General features: G+C 61.5%; 17 protein-coding genes. 7 read left to right on the forward strand and 10 right to left on the reverse strand.

Features of this window, described 5'->3' with window-relative positions:
• Window positions 1-70: 70 nt before the first annotated feature.
• Window positions 71-649, forward strand: a complete 579-nt coding sequence (locus tag VL197_16390; GenBank protein HUJ19566.1) for an indolepyruvate oxidoreductase subunit beta — start codon at window positions 71-73, stop codon at window positions 647-649.
• Window positions 650-715: 66 nt separating this feature from the next.
• Here the strand turns inward: VL197_16390 and VL197_16395 are convergent, their stop codons facing one another.
• From VL197_16395 to VL197_16440, 10 genes are all read right to left on the reverse strand, one after another.
• A complete protein-coding gene (locus VL197_16395) occupies window positions 716-1,411 on the reverse strand; it encodes a PilZ domain-containing protein (GenBank protein HUJ19567.1) in 696 nt (231 codons plus the stop codon).
• Between the two features lie 129 nt (window positions 1,412-1,540).
• Complete coding sequence (locus VL197_16400) at window positions 1,541-2,350, reverse strand: amidohydrolase family protein (protein ID HUJ19568.1); 810 nt, start codon at window positions 2,348-2,350, stop codon at window positions 1,541-1,543.
• Between the two features lie 60 nt (window positions 2,351-2,410).
• A complete protein-coding gene (locus VL197_16405) occupies window positions 2,411-3,709 on the reverse strand; it encodes a phenylacetate--CoA ligase (GenBank protein HUJ19569.1) in 1,299 nt (432 codons plus the stop codon).
• A gap of 123 nt (window positions 3,710-3,832) precedes the next feature.
• Window positions 3,833-4,552 (reverse strand): ABC transporter ATP-binding protein, encoded by a 720-nt coding sequence (locus VL197_16410; protein ID HUJ19570.1) that lies wholly within the window; start codon window positions 4,550-4,552, stop codon window positions 3,833-3,835.
• Window positions 4,545-5,309, reverse strand: coding sequence for an ABC transporter ATP-binding protein (locus VL197_16415; GenBank protein HUJ19571.1), 765 nt, complete (start codon window positions 5,307-5,309; stop codon window positions 4,545-4,547). Before VL197_16415 ends, VL197_16410 begins: the two co-directional genes overlap by 8 nt.
• Before the next feature lie 180 nt (window positions 5,310-5,489).
• Window positions 5,490-6,572 carry a branched-chain amino acid ABC transporter permease gene (locus VL197_16420; protein ID HUJ19572.1) on the reverse strand — a complete coding sequence of 361 codons (1,083 nt, stop codon included), beginning with the start codon at window positions 6,570-6,572 and terminating at the stop codon, window positions 5,490-5,492.
• The gene (locus VL197_16425; GenBank protein ID HUJ19573.1) at window positions 6,572-7,459 is read right to left on the reverse strand and encodes a branched-chain amino acid ABC transporter permease; all 888 of its coding nucleotides are present in this window, start codon (window positions 7,457-7,459) and stop codon (window positions 6,572-6,574) included. The genes VL197_16420 and VL197_16425 overlap by 1 nt, the downstream gene beginning before the upstream one ends.
• Window positions 7,460-7,588: 129 nt before the next feature.
• Entirely contained in the window at window positions 7,589-8,731 is a 1,143-nt protein-coding gene (locus VL197_16430) for an ABC transporter substrate-binding protein (GenBank protein HUJ19574.1), read from the reverse strand.
• A gap of 277 nt (window positions 8,732-9,008) precedes the next feature.
• Complete coding sequence (locus VL197_16435; protein HUJ19575.1) at window positions 9,009-10,157, reverse strand: ABC transporter substrate-binding protein; 1,149 nt, start codon at window positions 10,155-10,157, stop codon at window positions 9,009-9,011.
• Window positions 10,158-10,200: 43 nt separating this feature from the next.
• A complete protein-coding gene (locus tag VL197_16440; GenBank protein ID HUJ19576.1) occupies window positions 10,201-10,632 on the reverse strand; it encodes an ACT domain-containing protein in 432 nt (143 codons plus the stop codon).
• A gap of 249 nt (window positions 10,633-10,881) precedes the next feature.
• On the opposite strand from VL197_16440, the gene VL197_16445 reads away from it, so the two are divergent.
• The 6 genes from VL197_16445 (at window position 10,882) to VL197_16470 (ending at window position 17,470) form a co-directional block, all read left to right on the forward strand.
• Window positions 10,882-12,360, forward strand: a complete 1,479-nt coding sequence (locus VL197_16445; GenBank protein ID HUJ19577.1) for an ASKHA domain-containing protein — start codon at window positions 10,882-10,884, stop codon at window positions 12,358-12,360.
• Window positions 12,361-12,489: 129 nt separating this feature from the next.
• A complete protein-coding gene (locus VL197_16450; protein ID HUJ19578.1) occupies window positions 12,490-13,791 on the forward strand; it encodes an NCS2 family permease in 1,302 nt (433 codons plus the stop codon).
• A gap of 200 nt (window positions 13,792-13,991) precedes the next feature.
• Window positions 13,992-14,888 (forward strand): HAMP domain-containing sensor histidine kinase, encoded by an 897-nt coding sequence (locus VL197_16455; protein ID HUJ19579.1) that lies wholly within the window; start codon window positions 13,992-13,994, stop codon window positions 14,886-14,888.
• 34 nt (window positions 14,889-14,922) lie between these two features.
• A complete protein-coding gene (locus tag VL197_16460; protein ID HUJ19580.1) occupies window positions 14,923-15,408 on the forward strand; it encodes a chemotaxis protein CheD in 486 nt (161 codons plus the stop codon).
• 98 nt (window positions 15,409-15,506) lie between these two features.
• Window positions 15,507-16,550 carry a hypothetical protein gene (locus VL197_16465; GenBank protein HUJ19581.1) on the forward strand — a complete coding sequence of 348 codons (1,044 nt, stop codon included), beginning with the start codon at window positions 15,507-15,509 and terminating at the stop codon, window positions 16,548-16,550.
• A 41-nt stretch (window positions 16,551-16,591) separates the two neighbouring features.
• The gene (locus VL197_16470; protein ID HUJ19582.1) at window positions 16,592-17,470 is read left to right on the forward strand and encodes a hypothetical protein; all 879 of its coding nucleotides are present in this window, start codon (window positions 16,592-16,594) and stop codon (window positions 17,468-17,470) included.
• Window positions 17,471-17,599: the final 129 nt, after the last annotated feature.

Raw genomic sequence — 17,599 nt, forward strand, 5'->3', positions numbered from 1 at the left:
AGACCTATCGTCGGCTTGAATCATAATACGTCAGTGTAAATCTGTGTCAGATAGTGCGGGGGTTTAACCGGTGAACGTTTTTAACATTCTGATCAGCGGTGTGGGCGGGCAGGGCGTGCTGCTCACGAGCAAGATCATCGCGGAGGCGGCGCTCCTCTCCGGCCTGGATGTGAAGCAGAGCGAGGTGCACGGCATGGCGCAGCGCGGCGGCAGCGTGCTGTCGCAGGTGCGCTTCGGGGACGCGGTGTTCTCCCCGATCGTGAGCGAGGGCGAGGCGGACCTTCTGATCGGGTTTGAACCGCTCGAAACGGCCCGCTATCTCCACTACCTGAAGGACGACGGCGCGGTAATCTACAATACGCGCACCATCGGCACCATCGGCGTCTCCATTGCCGCAGAGAAATATCCCGCGGATATCAACGATACCATTAGAGGCCGTGCCAAGACGGTCATGCCCTTCGACGGCACGCGGCTTGCCGTCGAGGCAGGCGACAAGCGTGCGCTCAACCTCGTTCTGCTCGGAGCGGCGCTCCCCTTTCTCCCCCTCAAGGAGCAGTTCATCCTCGATGCCGTGGTGAACACGGTCCCCAAAAAAGTTCTCGCGATCAACCAGAAGGCTTTTGCGGCAGGCAGGGCTCAGAAGAAGTAACACGGGGTCAGTTGGATAGCGACTTTTTCCCCGCATGCTGCAACACCCGCGGCGGGCGCACGAGGTCTACGCTTTGCGTGCAAGCTTCGACCGCTCGGCGACGAAGGTTTCGAGCGCGATCCGGTCCTCGCCCGAGATCTTGGCGAACTTGACGCCATACCGGTTCACACCGGCTCCTTTGTCCCCATCAATGGTCCGGACAATCTCCCCCTTGGTTTGAATCCGTGTCCCCGTCGGCAAACAGAACGTGCAGGTGAGCTTCTTCCCCTTCGGGAGGGGCCTGTCGGTCTCGATGAGCATGCCCGTGGCGCTGATGTCCTGGGACTTGCAGAAGAAGGCCGAGTCCCCCATCGCGCCCTCGACCGCAACGCTGATCAGCACGCGGAATGTCTCGCGCGTCGCGATCTCGAGCAGCTGCTGGGCCCGCGCCAGGAGGAGGGTCGGGTTCACGGGGCGGAGGATGACCGCGCTCGGATTGCACCGGGAACAGTGCTCGATGGCTGCCGGAGTGTTGGCGCAGACCAGGAGGAGCTGAACGGTGCGCAGCGCGGGGTCCTTCGCGATGAGCGATGCGAGCTGTTCGATGTTCATGCCCGGAAGATCGAGGTGGGTCACGATGAGGTCGGCGTGTTCCGCGCGGTGCAAGCTCAAGAGCTCGTCGTTCGAAGATGCCGGAATGATGCGGATGTCGGACCGGTGCAAAAAACTGCCGCCCGGCGGAAGCATGCCGTGCAACTCCTGTGCGATCAACACTTTTTTCATGGATTGCCCCCGTTCGGCACCTCTGCCGGGCCCGTTCGGCCCGATCAGCGGCAGGTGGATACCTTTTTTTATTATACCACAGCGCTTCTGCGCATCCGTTGCATTGAAGGGACAGAGGGGAAGAGACGGCTACGTCTTGTTCAGGCGGAGGAGCGTTGCCGCATTCGCGTACAGCATCTTTTCCTTCTGTTGATCCGGGATTCTGAGCCGCAGCGTCCGCTCCAGCATCTCCTTCTGGTCGGTCCAGGGGCTGTCGCTTCCGAAAAGGACCCGGTCCTCGCCGAAGACGGAAAGGTGCCTGATGAATTCCTCGTCTTCCATTTCGGGCATGGTCATCGATGTCTCGGTATAAACGTTCTCGCACCCCCGGAGGCAGTGGATGCGGTCCCATTGTTTCCATCCGCCCATATGGGTGCAGACAATGGTCAGGTCCTTGAACCAGTCGGCGATCTTCCTGATTTTTTCCACGTCGGCCTGACTGTTCCCGGGAAAGGCGACGTCGAAGCCGGTGTGGAACATGACATAAAAGCCGAAGCTCGCCATCAGTTCGTAAAAACCGTACATATGCTTGCCGTCGATGGAAAATCCCTGGTACATCGGATGCAGCTTGACGCCGTAGATGCCCTCGCGCCAGGCCCTGCCGAAGATGTCCTCGACCTCTTCGGCGCCGTTTGAGGGATGGAACGAGATGAGCGGATGGATGCGTTCGCTCTTGATCTGCCTGCAGAACTCGAGGATCGGGGCCGTCTGGGTCGGCTTCGTGGCGATGTTCGCAACGAGGCTCGCGGAAATGCCGGCCCGGTCCATGGAGTCGAGCAGCCCCCGCAGGGTGCCGTCGGTCTTGGGCCGGTACTTGCCCGAGTCGGCCGCAAGGGCGTCAACGGCCTGCCTGGCGATCTTATCCGGAAAGATATGGGTATGGAAGTCGATGTAATTCATGAGAAGCGCATAAACCCCTTTCGAACAGAGTAGAGCCCTCGGTGTTTCCAGGCTGCTCCATCAGAATTTTCTGTTGTCGATGACCCGCTTCGCCTTTCCCTCGAACCGTTCGAGCGTTTTTTTCTCTACGAGCCTCACGTCGACCGAGATGCCGAGCTCCGACGCGAGCCGCTTCTTAATGGTCTCCTTCAGCTTGGCCTGCTTCTTCATCTCGTCGAAGAAGATCGACTCCGAAACCTCGACATAGACGGTCGTCTCGTCCAGGGCCCCCTTGCGCTCGATCACGATCTGGTAGTGCGGCGCAATGCCCTCGATGTCGAAGAGCACGTTCTCGATCTGCTGGGGGAAGACGTTCACGCCGCGGATGATCAGCATGTCGTCGGTCCTGCCGAACACGCGCGTCATCCTCTGCATGGTCCTGCCGCAGGGGCAGGGCCCCGGGAGCAGCCGCGTGAGGTCGCGCGTCCGGTACCGGATGACCGGGAAAGCCTCCTTCGTCAGGGTCGTCACCACCAGTTCGCCCACCTCGCCGGGCCTGACCGGCTCCAGCGTGTCGGGATTGATCAACTCGACCAGGAAATGGTCCTCGGCGATGTGCAGGCCGTTCCGCTCGAGGCACTCGCCCGCCACGCCGGGCCCCATGACCTCGGAAAGGCCGTAGTTGTCGGTCGCTACGATCTTGAGCTTCTCCTCGAGCTCCTTGCGCATTCCATTGGACCACGGCTCGGCGCCGAAGAGGCCGTACTTCAGCGAAAGTGAGTTGGGGTTGATGCCCATCTCCCTGATCGTATCCCCGATCAGCATGGCATAGCTCGGCGTGCTCACGAGCGCCGTGGTCTTGAAGTCCTGCATGATCTTGATCTGGCGCTTCGTGTTGCCGCTCGAGATGGGGATGACCGAGGCGCCGAGCCGCTCGGCGCCGTAGTGAAGCCCGAAGGCGCCCGTGAACAGGCCGTAGTTGAACGCGATCTGGATCACGTCGTCCTTCGTGATACCGCCCCCGGCGAGTACCCGGGCAACCAGGTTCGACCATGTCTTGATGTCGTTCTTCGAATACCCCACGACCGTCGACATGCCCGTGGTGCCCGATGACGCATGGACCCGGACCACCTCCCGGAGAGGCACCGCGAAGAGCCCGTAGGGGTAGTTCTCGCGGAGGTCGTTCTTGGTCGTGAACGGAAGCTTCCGCAGGTCGTCGAGGGACCGGAGGTCGTCGGGGTTGAACTTGATCTCGTCGAACTTCCTGCGGTAGAAGGGTACGTTCAGGTACACCCGGTTCAGGGTGGACTCGAGCCGTTCGAGCTGGAGCTGGGCGAGCTCCTCCCGGCCCATGCATTCATTTTCAGGCTGCCAGTACATGGAAGCACCTCCGGTGCAAAAAAAATGTGAATTAATAATTTAGAATTAAAAATAAAAGCCCTAATGAGTCAGCAACTCTTCATTCCCCATTGGCCATTCATAATTCCTAATTCTTGATTGTCTTCACTGCTCTTTCCCCAGATACGCCCTCTGCACGTTGCGGTTCGCGAGAAGGTCCTCGGCCTCGCCCTCGAGGATGATCCTGCCCGTCTCGAGCACGTACCCGCGGTTCGCGATCTTGAGCGCGCTCCGGGCATTCTGCTCCACGAGCAGCACCGTCTTGCCCTCCCCGCGGAGCTTCACGATGATGTTGAAGATCTCCTTTACCATGAGCGGCGCGAGCCCCATCGAGGGCTCGTCCAGCATGACGAGCTTCGGTCTCGCCATGAGGGCCCTGCCCATGGCAAGCATCTGCTGCTCGCCGCCGGAGAGCGTTCCCGCCAGCTGGCGCTCGCGCTGTTTCAGCACCGGAAAGAGCCCGTAGACATACTCCTGGTCCCGCTCCACATCATGACGGTTCCCCCGCTTGAACTGTACATAACCGCCGAGCAGCAGGTTCTCCTTCACCGGCATGGCGGCGAACACCTGTCTGCCTTCGGGCACCAGGGAGCAGCCGCTGAACACGATCCGCTCCGTGGGCGCGCGGGAGATCTCCGTGCCCTGAAAGAGGATCTCGCCCGCCTGAGCCCGGAGCAGCCCGCTGATGGTCCTGAGCAGCGTGCTCTTGCCCGCGCCGTTCGCTCCGATGATCGTCACGATCTCGCCCGGATTCACATGGAGCGAAATGCGCCGCAGGACCCCCAGGCTCCCGTATCCGGCATCGAGGTTCCGTATCCTAAGCATCGTCCTCTCCCAGATACACCCGGACGACCTCGGGGTCGTTCTGGACGGCTCGGGGCGTGTTGTCGGCGATCTTCTCGCCGTAGGAAAGCACGACGACCTCATCAGAGATCTTCATCACGAGCTGCATGTCGTGCTCCACGATCAGGACCGTCACACCCCGGTCCCGGATCCTGACGATCAGCTTCGCCATATCGGCGGTTTCCCGCATGTTGAGACCCGCCGCGGGTTCATCGAGCAGCAGCATCGAGGGATCGCCGGCCAGGGCGCGGGCGAGTTCCACCAGGCGCTGCTGGCCGTAGGAGAGGCTCGTTGCGTCGCTCCCGGCCAGGGGGGCGATGTCGATAAACTCCATGATCTCCAGGGACCTGGCGCGGATCTCCCGCTCTTCGTGCCGCGTCCAGGGAAGGTTCATCATGCCCGCGACGAAGCCCGCGCGGCTCCGCACATGGCGGCCTACCATGACGTTCTCGAGAGCGGTCATGTGCGAGAACAGCCTGATGTGCTGGAACGTGCGGGACACGCCGAGCGCCGCGATCTCGAACGGACGTTTCCCGTGGATCGGGGCGGTGCCGTAGCGGATCGAGCCCGAATCGGGGGGCAGGAACCCGGACACGAGGTTGAACAGCGTCGTCTTTCCCGCCCCGTTCGGCCCGATGACCGCCTTGATGCAGCCCCGCTGCACGGAGAAGGAGACATCCTTCACGGCCTGGAGCCCGCCGAAGCGCTTGCTGAGGTTATTTACTTCAAGAAGTGCCATACTGATTTTTAACCACAGGTCACGACTTCGCCGTGACATACAGATAAACACAGGTTAGAACGAGTGAGTACCTAATGCTTCGGTCATCTTTGTCCATCTGTGTTCATCTGTGGTTAAAAAGTGCCTTTCCGGGTCATATTACGTGCATGTAACCGTGTTCATCCGTGGTTACCCAGGTTCTCATTTTTCTGGTCTCTTCACCACGTCTGCCTTCGGCAAAAACTTCCTCACGAGCGCCCGCAGGTCGGAGCCGATGATCCCGTCGGGCGCGAAGAGCATGATCAGGATCAGGATGCCGCCGAACACCGCGTCGTCGAAGGTGCCGAAGGAGCCGCGAAGCGAAAGGAAGTTCAGCACCACGCTCATGATAAGCGTGCCCCAGATGCTGCCCATGCCTCCCACGGCCACGATCGCGACGTACCGGACGGATTTCATGATCGACGCCTCGGACGGTCCGATGCCGCCGTTGAAGTGGGTCAGGAAGACGCCGGCAATGGCGGCGAGCACCGCGCTCAGCATGAAGATCGAAAGCTTGTACCGCGCCGTGTCCACGCCCATGGCACTCGCCGCGTCCTCGGCGCCGTGGATCGAGCGGAGCGCTCTGCCGACCCGGGAGTTGATGAGGTTGACGAGCAGGACCATGGCCGCGGCCACCAGCAGCCAGGCAAAGTAATAGTTCAGCACGCGGAGCGAAGAACCCCCGCTGACGCTCATGCCGGGCAGCAGGGGAAAGGGCGGCACGCTCGAGATGCCGTCCGCCGCACCGAACCGCTGCGTGCCGAGCACGAGGCTGAAGATGATGGTGCCGAAGCCGAGCGTGGCCATTGCCAGGTAGTGCCCCTTGAGCTTGAGCACGGGAATGCCGATGGCCCAGGCGACCCCGAGCGCGAGCAGCACCGCCGCGGCGAAGGCGACCCAGGGGTGCACGCACAGGATGTGGCCCCCGTAGAGGTCCTGGCGGGCGGAAAGGACGCCGAGCGAGGCAAGCCGGGAAACGACGCCCAGGTCCCGATAAGCCGACAGGTCGAGGGTGGTCAGGACCGCGGTCGTATAGCCGCCGATCGCGAAGAAACCAGCGTGTCCGAGCGAGATCTGGCCCGCGAAGCCCATCAGAAGACAAAGCCCGACCACAATGAGCGAATAGTACGCCGTCATGGTGAGCTGCGTCAGATAGAATTCCCTGCCTGCCGCGAACGTCAGCAGCTGAACAACGGTGATAACCGTGACAAGCGCCAGGACCGGGGCGAAGCGTGCTCTCATCATTAAAAATCCTTTAACCGCATGGCTTCCCGGTTCCCGAACAGGCCGCTCGGCCGGACGAACAGCATGGCCAGCAGGATCGATATGGAGATCGCGTCCTTGTACGCCGTGGGCAGGACCCAGATGCTGAACGATTCCAGGATGCCGAGAATGAAACCGGCCGCCACGGCCGCCATGCTGTTGCCGAGACCGCCGAGGATCGCCACGGTGAATCCCTTGATGGCGAGGCCGGTGCCGATGTTGTACTGCGTATAGGTGATGGGGGAGACGACGCAGCCGGCCAGGGCCCCGATGCCCGCCGAGAGAACGAACGAAAGGGTCACCATGTTCCTGGTCGGAATGCCGCAGAGCGCCGCCGCGTCACGGTTCGACGCGCAGGCCCGCATTTCCCTGCCGAGCATCGTGTATTTGAAGAAGAGGTTCAGCAAGAGCACGACCACCGAACAAACGCCGATGCTCCAGAGGACCTGGGGCGACACGCGGACGCCGCCGAAGGACAGGGCCGAGACCTCGTTCCCCGTGAAGTAGGGAAGGGATCGGACGCCCTCGCCCCAGACCGTGAGCGCAGCCTCCCGGACCAGGATCGATATGCCGATGGTGATGATGATCATCCGCAGGACCGACGGCTTCACGAGCCACCGGATGAAGGCGATCTCGATCAGGCCGCCGATGATCATGGTGATCACGACCGCCCCGAGCACGGCGAGCGGCAGCGGCAGGTGCGCGTGCAGGGAAACGGCCGTCATGCCGCCGAGCATGACGAACTCGCCCTGAGCGAAATTGATGATCCCCGTGGTGTTGTAGATAATGTTGAAGCCGATGCCGACGATGGCGTAGATCGTGCCGTAGGTGAGCCCGGCCACGAGGTATTGGAAGAAAAGCTCGATCAAAACAAGCTCCGAACAACAAAAGCGAATGAGAGAGACCACGGATGAACACAGTTAACAGCAGGCGAGGAAGAGATGATCTCACTCTTTGGGAGTCGCATTAAAACCGTGTTGATCCGTGATTATCCGGTTCTACTTCTCCAGCAGGACGAACTTGCCGTCCTTGACGGTCAGCAGGGCAAAGGCGTCGATATCGAGGCCGTTGTGGTCTGACGGCGAAAAATTGAAGACCCCGGCGGTGCCGATGAAGTTCTTGATGTTCTCAAAGGAGCTGCGGACGCGTTCACGGTCATCGCCACCCTCCCGGATCGCGCGGGCTAGCAGCATCAGCGCATCATAGGCATGACCTCCGAAGGTGCTCACGTCCTCGTGGAACTTCGCCTCATAGGCCTTCTTGTAGGCCATGATGACCGGTTTCTGGTAATTCTTGTCCGGAAGCGCGTCTGCGACGATGAGGCGGCTTGCCGGGAAGATCACGCCTTCCGCTGCCGCGCCGGCCGCCTTTGCGTACTGGATGTTGGCGAAGCCGTGACTCTGGAAGATCGGCACCTTCATGCCGATCTGGCGCGCGTTCTTGATCACGATGGCCTGCGCCGGCTCGATGGACCAGTTCACGATGGCCTGGACTTTCGCAGCCTTCAGCTTGGTCACCTCGGCCGTCAGGTCCGTGGCGGACTTGTCATAGACCTCGTTCACCACGATCTGGATGCCGTGCTCGGGAGCCAGCTTCTCGAGCTGTTCCTTGCCCCCTGCGCCGAAGCCGGTGTTGCTGGAAAGCACGCCGATCCTGGAGATCTTCATCTTCTTCATCTGCTGGAAGATCTTGACCGCGGCATAGCTGTCCTTGGGAGCCACCTTGAACACGTATTTTGCAACGGGGTTCACAATGAACTCTGCGGCGGCGCACGAAATGAGCAGCGTCTTGCCGTCCTCCGCGATAGATTTGACCGCTTTGGTTTCGCCGGAGGTCGACGGGCCGATGATCGCGAAGACCTTCTCCTCCTCGATCAACTGCTTGGCGAAGGAGAGCGCCTTTTCCGGGCTTCCGCCGGAATCCTTGATGAGGAGCTCCAGCTTCTTGCCGATGACGCCCCCTTTGGCATTGATGTCCTCGACGAGCATCTCGAGCGTCCTCGCCTCCGGCGCGCCGAGGAAGGATGCCGGTCCGGTCACGGAGAGGATAGCACCGACCTTGATCGTGTCCGCGGCAAAAGCGGGTAAGACCGCGAGAGCCGAAATAATGAACATCGCCAGAAGAAGTCTGAACAGCCTCATCTCTGCCTCCTCGATGAAGAATAGAATACCGTCCCAAAAAAAGGATGGTGCAGGGTAACGTCTACGGCATAAACCCGATTTTCACACAAAGATATACCCTGCTCCTGCGAAAACGCGGGAATAAACAAAGACACGTTGGACGGCCATTCTCAAAAACTAAGCATCTCCCCTTCGTGCCTCTATGCGTTCGTGTGAGACAAAACGGATATTCCTGCCGTACCAAACGACAGGGAGCGCCCGTTCGTACCGGACACTCCCTGTCGTCATGTTCAGGTCCTTATTTCTCGAGCAGGGCGAACCTGCCGTCCTTCACGGTCAGCATGGCGAAAGCGTCCATGTCGAGGCCGTTGTGGTCTGCCGGGGACATGGTGAAAATGCCCGCGGTGCCCACGAGCCCCTTGATGTTCTCGATCGCGGTCCGGACCTTCTCCTTGTCCGCGTTCGGCCCCGCGTCCTTCATGCCTCGCTCGAGGAGGATCAGGGCGTCATAGGCATGGCCGCCGAAAGTGCTCACGTCCTCCTTGTAACGGGACTCATAGGTCCTTTTATAGGAAAGGAGCAGGGATTTCTGGGGGTTCTTGTCCGAAAGCACGTCCGCCACAAGCAGCCTGCCTGCCGGAAAGATCACGCCCTCGGCCGCGGCGCCCGCCGCCTTCACGTAGTTGATGTTGCCGAAGCCGTGGCTCTGGAAGATGGGCACGGTCATGCCGATCTGACGGGCGTTCTTGATCACGATGGCCTGGGCCGGTTCGATGGACCAGTTCACGATGGCCTGGACATTGGCGGACTTGAGCTTCGTCGCCTCGGCGGTGAGGTCCGTGGCCGCCTTGTCGTAGACCTCGCTGATCACGATCTGGATCCCGCTCTCCGGTGCGAGCTTCTCAAGCTGCTCCTTGCCCGCTTTGCCGAACCCGGTGTTGGAGGACAGGATGCCGATCTTCGAGATTCCCATCTTCTTCATCTGCTGGAAGATCTTGACCACCGCGTAGCTGTCCTTTTGGGGTGTCTTGAACACGTATTTTGCTACGGGATTCACGATCACCTCGGCGGCAGCGCAGGAAAGGAGGATCGTCCTTCCCTCTTCCGCGATGTTCTTGATGGCCATGGTTTCGCCGCTCGTGGACGGGCCGATGATCGCGAAGACCTTTTCCTCCTCGATCAGCTGTTTGGCAAAGGAGACGGCCTTCTCGGGGCTGGCCCCGGAATCCTTGATGACCAGCTCAATCTTGGTGCCGTTGACGCCGCCTTTGGCGTTGAGGTCCTCAACGAGCATCTCGAGCGTCTTTGCCTCCGGCGCGCCGAGGAACGACGCAGGCCCTGTGATCGCCAGAATGGCGCCGACCTTGATCGTGCCGCCGGCCAGCGCCGTGCCCACGGACAGTGTGATGACGCATGCCATGATACCAATCAACCTCAGAATCTTCATCTTTGCTCCTCCTCAGTATGGAATTCCCGCGGACCGGGAACTACTACAGCCGCCGGACCTCTTCGCCGTCCAGGACCTTTACGCCCGCGTTCCGCAGCGCTTCGATGGCCCGTTCGATCTCATCGAACCGGAAGATGAGGACGGCGTTCCCTTCGCTCTTCTGGACAAAGGCGTACATGTACTCGACATTGATGCCTTTTCCCTGGAGCGTCTTCAGGACGCCGGCGAGTCCGCCCGGCCGGTCGGGGAGCACCACCGCCACGACCTCGTTCTTCGCCACGGTGAAGCCGTTCTCCTTCAGGACCGCCTGCGTCTTTTGCGGGTCGCTCACGATGAGCCGGAAGATACCGAAGTCGGCCGTGTCAGCCAGGGACAAGGCCCTGATGTTGATCCCGTTCCGGGCAAGAATGTCGGTCACCTCGGCCAGGCGCCCCGATTTGTTCTCGAGAAATATGGATATCTGATCGACCGTCATGCGGCCCTCCAGGGAACAGGGAAACGGATACTATTATGACGATTTCCGCATCATTGTCAAGGCAAAGAAGGGGCTCCCGGGCGCTCCGGATGGCTGCCGGCAACAGGCTGTCGGAGCGTTTACGGGGGCCAGGGAAAGCGCCTTCGGCAATGCTCTTTCGCCTTGCCTTTTCAGCCCGTTTATACTATCGTGACTCATGGCTGTACATCCTTGCCGTTCTTCACACGAATTGAACGCCGCTCTGCGAACATGCCCCCGCTGATCATTACCAAAGAGATACAGCTCCCGCTGCCAACGCCTGACGACCGACGAGCGCACGATCAGCGGGTCAGGGACGTGCTCGGCCTTTCGCCCCTCGCCATCCCGCTGACAGTCCTCGCACAACTGGCTGCAAAGGACAGGGCCGGCGTCCGGTCACTCACCTGCGCCGTGGCCGGGATCGAGGGCGGCTACCGGCTCATCGATGCCGGTTGCGCGGGCTCCTATTCCCTCGCCTTGGACCTGGGCACCACCAACCTCGTCCTCCAGCTGTACGATAACAGGTCGCAGGCAGCCGTCCTGACCCTGAGCTGCGAGAACCCGCAGATCGCTTTCGGGAGCGACATCCTGACGCGCATGCACCACGCCATGTCCCCCCGTGCTCATGAGGTCTATGAGGCGCTCCGGCAGGGCATCAACGGCGCGATCCTGAGGGTCTGCAAGCAGGCAGGGATCAGGGCGGACGAGGTGCATGCCCTGGCCGTTGCCGGCAACACGGTCATGAGCCATTTCTTCCTCGGTCTCGACATCAGCACGATTCCCGTGGACCCCTTCGTGCCCGTGGTCCGCACGCCGGGGTTCTTCACGGCACATGAGCTCGGGCTCGACGTGAACCGCGAAGCCGCGGTCTACGTATTCCCGAACGCGGGAAGCTACGTGGGCGGCGATATCATAGCCGGGATAATTGCCACGGGGCTGCACCAATCCGAACGGACATCGGTGCTGATCGACGTGGGCACCAACGCGGAGATCGTGATCGGCAACCGGGACTGGATGCTGGTGGGTGCGGGCGCGGCAGGCCCCGCCCTGGAGGAGGGCATCACGCGGATCGGCAGGCGGGCAAGCAGGGGGATCATCTTTGACGTGGAAATAACGGGCGAGAAGACGGCCTGTAAAACCTTTGACGACCACGAGCCCGAGGGCATCTGCGGCTCCGGCATGGTGAGCCTGCTGTACGCCCTCCACCGGGCGGGGATAGTCGACCGGGGAGGGGCCCTGATCATGGACAGGACGAACGTCACCACCGTCGACGGCGAACCGGCCTACACCATCCGCTGCGGAGGCGGGGACCCTCTTCTGATCAGGCAGAGCGAGATCCAGAACTTTTTAAAGTCCAAGGCGGCAATGTTCACGCTGCTCCTGGTGCTGACGCGGTCCGTGGGCATAGGGTTCAGGGACATCGCGGCCGTGTCCGTTTCGGGTGCCCTCGGGAGCGGGATCGACGCGAACAAGGCCGTTGCCATCGGCATGCTTCCGGCCTGGCCCGCGGAGATCGTCACTGCCCGGGGCAACACGTCCCTCGAGGGTGCGCGGATGCTGCTCGGGAACGGCGGTCTCGTCGCGACGATCAACGCCGTGGCCGGGAAGATCACCTACAAGCACATGCACGACGATCCGGAGTTCATGAAGGAGTTCCTCGGCGCGGTGTTCATTCCTCACACGAACCCGGAACTGCTGAAGGCGGAGTGAGGGAGGAAAGGAAGCCGTGGATGAACCGAGGTGCGGCTGAACCCTGCGGCTTAAGGCCGGTTCTTTATCCCTGAGGGAATCCCCTGGGACCCCCGGAGCCCTGTCTTAACGTTCGGGCGGAATAAGCACATGAAGACCTATTTCGAGTTCACGAAATACAACACGGGCTACAAGAAGGAGACGCTTGCCGGGATCACGACGTTCCTGACGATGGCCTACATCATCGTCGTGAACCCGGCAATCCTCGAGACCGCCGGGATACCCAGGGGCCCGTCCATGGTCGCGACAATCCTCGCCGCAGCCTTCGGGTCGATGCTTATGGCGGTGACCGCGCGGCGGCCCTTTGCCCTCGCGCCCTATATGGGCGAGAACGCATTCATCGCCTTCACCGTCGTGTCAACGCTCGGCATGCGCTGGCAGACCGCGCTCGGCGCGATCTTCATCGCCGGCATGCTGTTCACGCTGCTCACGGTCCTCCGGGTGCGGGGATGGCTGGCGCAGACGATCCCGCTTTCGCTCAAGTACAGCTTTGCCGTCGGGATCGGCCTTTTCCTGACGTTCATCGGCCTGAATGAGACGGGGATCGTGACCCTTGGCGTCCCCGGCGCGCCGGTCGCCCTGGGCAGACTCACGCGGCCCACGGTCCTGCTCGCGCTGTCCGGCCTCCTCGTGATCGTCTGGCTCATGCTCTGGCGGGTGCGGGGCGCGATCATCATCGGAGTGCTCGTCACCACGCTCCTGTCCTTCCTGTTCGGGTTCACGCCCCTCCCGGATACATTCGTAAGCCTGCCGCCGTCGCTCGCTCCGGTGCTACTGCAGCTCGATATCGCGGGGGCCCTCCATCCCAAGAACATCCCCATCGCCTTTATCATTTTCATCATGGCCTTCGTGGACACCGTGGGCACGCTGATCGGGCTGTCGGCGCGGGGCGGGTTCCTGGACAAGAGCGGAAACCTTCCGGAGATCGAGAAGCCGATGCTGGTGGACGCCCTGGCGAACCTGGTCGCGCCTGTCCTGGGAACGACCACGACAGGCGTCTTCATCGAGTCCGCCGCCGGGATCGAGGAGGGCGGACGGACCGGCTTCACGTCGCTGGTCGTCGCAGGCTTGTTCCTGCTCGCTTTGTTCTTTGCGCCGCTCCTGACCGTGGTTCCGCCGTCTGCCTACGGTCCTGCGCTCATCGTGATCGGGATCCTCATGATCGGCCCCATCACCCGGATCGATTTCAGCGATTCCACCGAGCTCATCCCGGCGTTCCTCACGATCGTGCTCATGATCTTCACCTACAACATCGGCGTGGGCATGACGGCCGGCCTGCTCACCTATCCCCTGCTCAAGGTTCTGGCGGGCAGGGCCCGCGAGGTGCGGGCCGGGATGTGGATCTTCGCGGCGCTCTCAGTCCTTTTCTATATTCTGTACCCCTACCGGTAATGTTTCAATGCCGGCCAAGTGCTAAAGTTCCGGCGCCCCGTGCCGACAAGAAAGCGAGAGGAAATTGCCGGCGCGGGCTCTTTTTTCCCGCGGCGGCGGATGCAGCATCATCGCGCAGCACCCGCGTCCTGTACGGAGAAATCCGCTATGCTTGAACCGGCCGGATGCGCGGTTCCGAAGAAGCGAAGGAGGAGGGAATCATGGATGGAATGAACGATGCCGAGCTGCTTGCGGAGCTTGCCAAACGGTTCCGGGACACCAGCAAGGCGCTCCACGACATGAGGGTGATGAATGAGAAGATCGAGAAGCTCAACATCAAGCTCGCGGAATCGGAGAAGCTGAAGAGCAACTTCCTCTCGAACATCAGGAACGAGATCAATAATCCCCTGACCGCGATCCTGAACATGGCCGGACAGCTCGCCATGCCGCAGAAGGACGAGCAGTCCAGGCAGCTCATGGCCCGGATGATCCACGATGAGGCCTTCGACCTCGACTTTCAGCTCCGGAACATCTTCATGGCGGCCGAAATCGAGGCCGGGGAGACAACGGTAGTGCGGGCGCAGGTCGATATCGCGTCGCTCGTGAGCCGCGTGATCGCGTCCGTTCAGCAGAAAGCACGGGAAAAGGGTGTGGCCTTGGATTTTACCTGCTCCGGTGATCAGCAGGGTGAGGCGAGCCTGCTGTTCCCGACGGACCCCGAAAAGCTCCGCCTCGTGGTCGCGAACCTCCTGGCGAACGCGATCGAGCACAGCCCGGCGGGCAGGCGAGTCAGGATCGAGGTCGGGCGGTCGGGCGGTTCCCTTCGCCTGTCCGTTGCCGATGAAGGCATGGGGATCCCGGAGGGGGACCGGGAGCGGCTGTTCGAGCGGTTCCATCAACTCGACCAAGGCACGACGAAAAGGCACCGGGGCCACGGCCTGGGACTGAGCATCACGAAGGCCATCGTTGAACTGCTCGGTGGCAAGGTGATGGTGTCTCAGCCCGAGTCCGGGGGCAGCCTTTTCCTGGTGGTCGTCCCCGAGGCCCCCGGCAGCGGGAGCGATGTCTTCTCGGGCGATGGCAACGAGTTCCTCTTCGAGAGCGGAAACGCGTTCTGAATATCCTGTTCGGTTCAGCCGAGGTCTTGCGCCAATGACCGGTACTAACAACAGCCACTATCTTCTGCCGGGGAACCTCTTTGCCCATCCGGAGGAGCATTCCGTGCTCACGGTGCTCGGCTCCTGCGTTTCCGTCTGTCTCTGGGACCCCCGGAAGGGGATCGGAGGCATCAATCATTTCATGCTTCCCTTCTGGAACGGCGAAGGCCTCGCCTCTCCCCGGTTCGGCAACATTGCGATCGTCAGGCTGATCGACAAGATGCTCGCACTTGGCGCAGACCGGCGAAACCTGCAGGCCAAGGTTTTCGGCGGCGGCGACATGCTCAAGGCCACAAGCGCCTGCATGAACATCGGTCAGCGCAACATCGTGCTGGCCCAGGACATGCTGCGGGATGAACGGCTCCCGGTCGTGGGGTCCGATACCGGCGGAAAACACGGCCGAAAGCTCCTGTTCAATACCCGGTCGGGGGTCGTGCTCGTCAAGCCGCTGGCAAGGCAGATCGATGACCTCAACATCTGATTGCCCCGCGCGGGCATCCGATCAGACCCTTGACCGCATGCGGCATCTGCTGTATTATTTCCCCGGTTCTCATTTCCGACGATCGGATGTGACATTCCATGGCGCTGGAACAGTCTCAATACCGCCTGCAGGCCCGCAAGAACGAGGATATCCTTCCGAGCCACGAACAGCTCGCTGCTTTTCTGGACAGCCCGAAACGGGCAGGCAGGAAGGAGACGCATCGCGATGATCTGAAATACTATCTGGAATTCTACGCTGCCGTGCAGGAGTTCGCGCTGCTCCGGAAACGGGGCAACAGAACCATGCCCTATCAGGATGCGCTGCAGTACGGCGTGCTCGACCGGTCCGGCCTCTTCACGCCGGGGGTCCGGTCCGCCGTGGAGCATTTCAAATACTACCGGCAGGCGCTTTCCGAGATCGACCTGAAGAAGCCGTCGGTATTCATCCGGTCCGCCGAGGAGGAGATCGCCCGGCTGCGTGCGGGGAAAAAGGACGAGGCCGCCAGGATCGACAGGCTCCAGCGCATGATCGATGAGCGGAAGCGCGACATGGACGCGCAGAGGAAGCGCTGGTCTGCACTCCAGACGGAGCTGAACGCGATCCTGGCCGCGGTCGGCGTTGAACTCGAGGCCATCCGGAAGCACTGCGAAGCCTCGATCGGAGCGCTCGTGGACCTTCAGGTCGGCAAGAAGGCCGAAAACCGCATGATCGAGGACATCAAGAACCACTTCAAGGACCAGGTCCGGGACAGTCTTCAGCATGGGCCGGTCACCAAGGAATTCCTCGAGTCGATGAAGGCCACGGTGGCCCGCCTTTCGAAGCAGATCTCGCTCCAGCTGCTCGAGGACCTCTTTGTCATGACCGGCCTGTACGAATCCGTCCATGACTATGCTGCGGCCTCGCTGAAGCAGCTCGCCCCCCTCCTGGGACAGCTTGCCGTCAGACCCCAGACGGATCTCGAGGCGGACAGGGATTTTTTCTCCGGGGTGGAGCAGTCTCTTGTCGCCGTGCTGGCGGGCTTCCGGATCGAAATCAGGAGCCCCGCCGCCATACCCAAGGATCCCGAGCACGAGGGTATCCTGATGGACACCCGGTGGGACATGCTTGATCGCCTATTCCCCGGGAAAACTTCCGGGTCGTGATCGCCGGAGCCATGCGTGAAAGGGATTTACCAGGTGCCATCATGACCAGGAACCGGTCCAGGATACCTTCTGCGGTCATTACGATCATCGTGGCCGGCCTTCTGGCGGTCCCCGCGTTAGGGGAAGAAACTTCCGGCCCGGCGCAGGGAGGCAGCGATTATTACCGGTCGACCGTGCTTCCTGCCGTCGCTGCCGTCAGGAACGCCATGCCTCCGGCCCCGGAAGGGTGGATCGTTTCCGGAGACTTCGAGGTCGTCCCTCAGCCGGCGTCCGGAGAGGCCCGGTTCCTGCATTTCAGCCTTACTAGGAACTACCGCCGGGCAACCGGCGTAAAGGACGAGCAGCAGAAGCTGGATGCGGCATTCGCCGAAAGCTCGCGGAGGCACAACGAGGAAGCGAAGCCCGCGATCGACGAACTGATCAGGCATCAGACCGAGGTTTCACTGTCTCTGAGACGGGCAGTCCGGAGAAAGAATGCGGCCGAGGAGAGGCGCCTGAACGACGAGCTTGAGGAGAACGGCCGGAGGATGCATGCCGTGCACGAGGAAGTGGACCGGAAGATCGGCCAGGATATCCTGCCATTCCTGATCAGGGATGCTGAGGCATCGATCGCTGTTACGGTGAACGACGAGACCGCGGGGCTCGAGCAGGGGGAAGACTTCGCATGGAGCGGCGCGGCAGCTGCCCAATTCCGGGAGGGCGAGCAGGCTGCGGCTGGCCGATGGAGAGAGGGCCGGTGCCTGGTCCTGTACGGAAGCTGGCAGCGGGTCGGGGAAGGACGTTTCCGGGGCGCAGTCGACCGCTCCCCGCAGAGCGCCAGGGCGCAGACGATCGCGATCACGCTCACCGGCGAAAAGAAGCGCTGCGAAGAGCTGCTGCGACGGATTGGCCTGAAGTCCATCCTGTCACTGATGAAGTAGTCTGTCGGAAAAGCTCCCAGGCGGCAGCATGCCCGATCGCTCGGGAGAACGAGGAGAAGGGAAGCAATGGAACTGGTGATCAGTATTAACAAGGCTTCACAATCGATCACGATCGAAAATCCGTTTCGG

The organism is Nitrospirota bacterium, assembly GCA_035516965.1.
Lineage (GTDB): Bacteria > Nitrospirota > UBA9217 > UBA9217 > UBA9217 > MHEA01.

Bases quoted from the DNA above. Each gene is read 5' to 3' on its own strand.
- VL197_16405 (HUJ19569.1), bottom strand. From the start codon at position 3,709: ATGTACTGGCAGCCTGAAAATGAATGCATGGGCCGGGAGGAGCTCGCC.
- VL197_16470 (HUJ19582.1), top strand. From the start codon at position 16,592: ATGACCAGGAACCGGTCCAGGATACCTTCTGCGGTCATTACGATCATC.
- VL197_16395 (HUJ19567.1), bottom strand. From the start codon at position 1,411: ATGAAAAAAGTGTTGATCGCACAGGAGTTGCACGGCATGCTTCCGCCG.
- VL197_16465 (HUJ19581.1), top strand. From the start codon at position 15,507: ATGGCGCTGGAACAGTCTCAATACCGCCTGCAGGCCCGCAAGAACGAG.
- VL197_16460 (HUJ19580.1), top strand. From the start codon at position 14,923: ATGACCGGTACTAACAACAGCCACTATCTTCTGCCGGGGAACCTCTTT.
- VL197_16455 (HUJ19579.1), top strand. From the start codon at position 13,992: ATGGATGGAATGAACGATGCCGAGCTGCTTGCGGAGCTTGCCAAACGG.
- VL197_16440 (HUJ19576.1), bottom strand. From the start codon at position 10,632: ATGACGGTCGATCAGATATCCATATTTCTCGAGAACAAATCGGGGCGC.
- VL197_16435 (HUJ19575.1), bottom strand. From the start codon at position 10,157: ATGAAGATTCTGAGGTTGATTGGTATCATGGCATGCGTCATCACACTG.
- VL197_16450 (HUJ19578.1), top strand. From the start codon at position 12,490: ATGAAGACCTATTTCGAGTTCACGAAATACAACACGGGCTACAAGAAG.
- VL197_16430 (HUJ19574.1), bottom strand. From the start codon at position 8,731: ATGAGGCTGTTCAGACTTCTTCTGGCGATGTTCATTATTTCGGCTCTC.
- VL197_16420 (HUJ19572.1), bottom strand. From the start codon at position 6,572: ATGATGAGAGCACGCTTCGCCCCGGTCCTGGCGCTTGTCACGGTTATC.
- VL197_16410 (HUJ19570.1), bottom strand. From the start codon at position 4,552: ATGCTTAGGATACGGAACCTCGATGCCGGATACGGGAGCCTGGGGGTC.
- VL197_16415 (HUJ19571.1), bottom strand. From the start codon at position 5,309: ATGGCACTTCTTGAAGTAAATAACCTCAGCAAGCGCTTCGGCGGGCTC.
- VL197_16445 (HUJ19577.1), top strand. From the start codon at position 10,882: ATGCCCCCGCTGATCATTACCAAAGAGATACAGCTCCCGCTGCCAACG.
- VL197_16400 (HUJ19568.1), bottom strand. From the start codon at position 2,350: ATGAATTACATCGACTTCCATACCCATATCTTTCCGGATAAGATCGCC.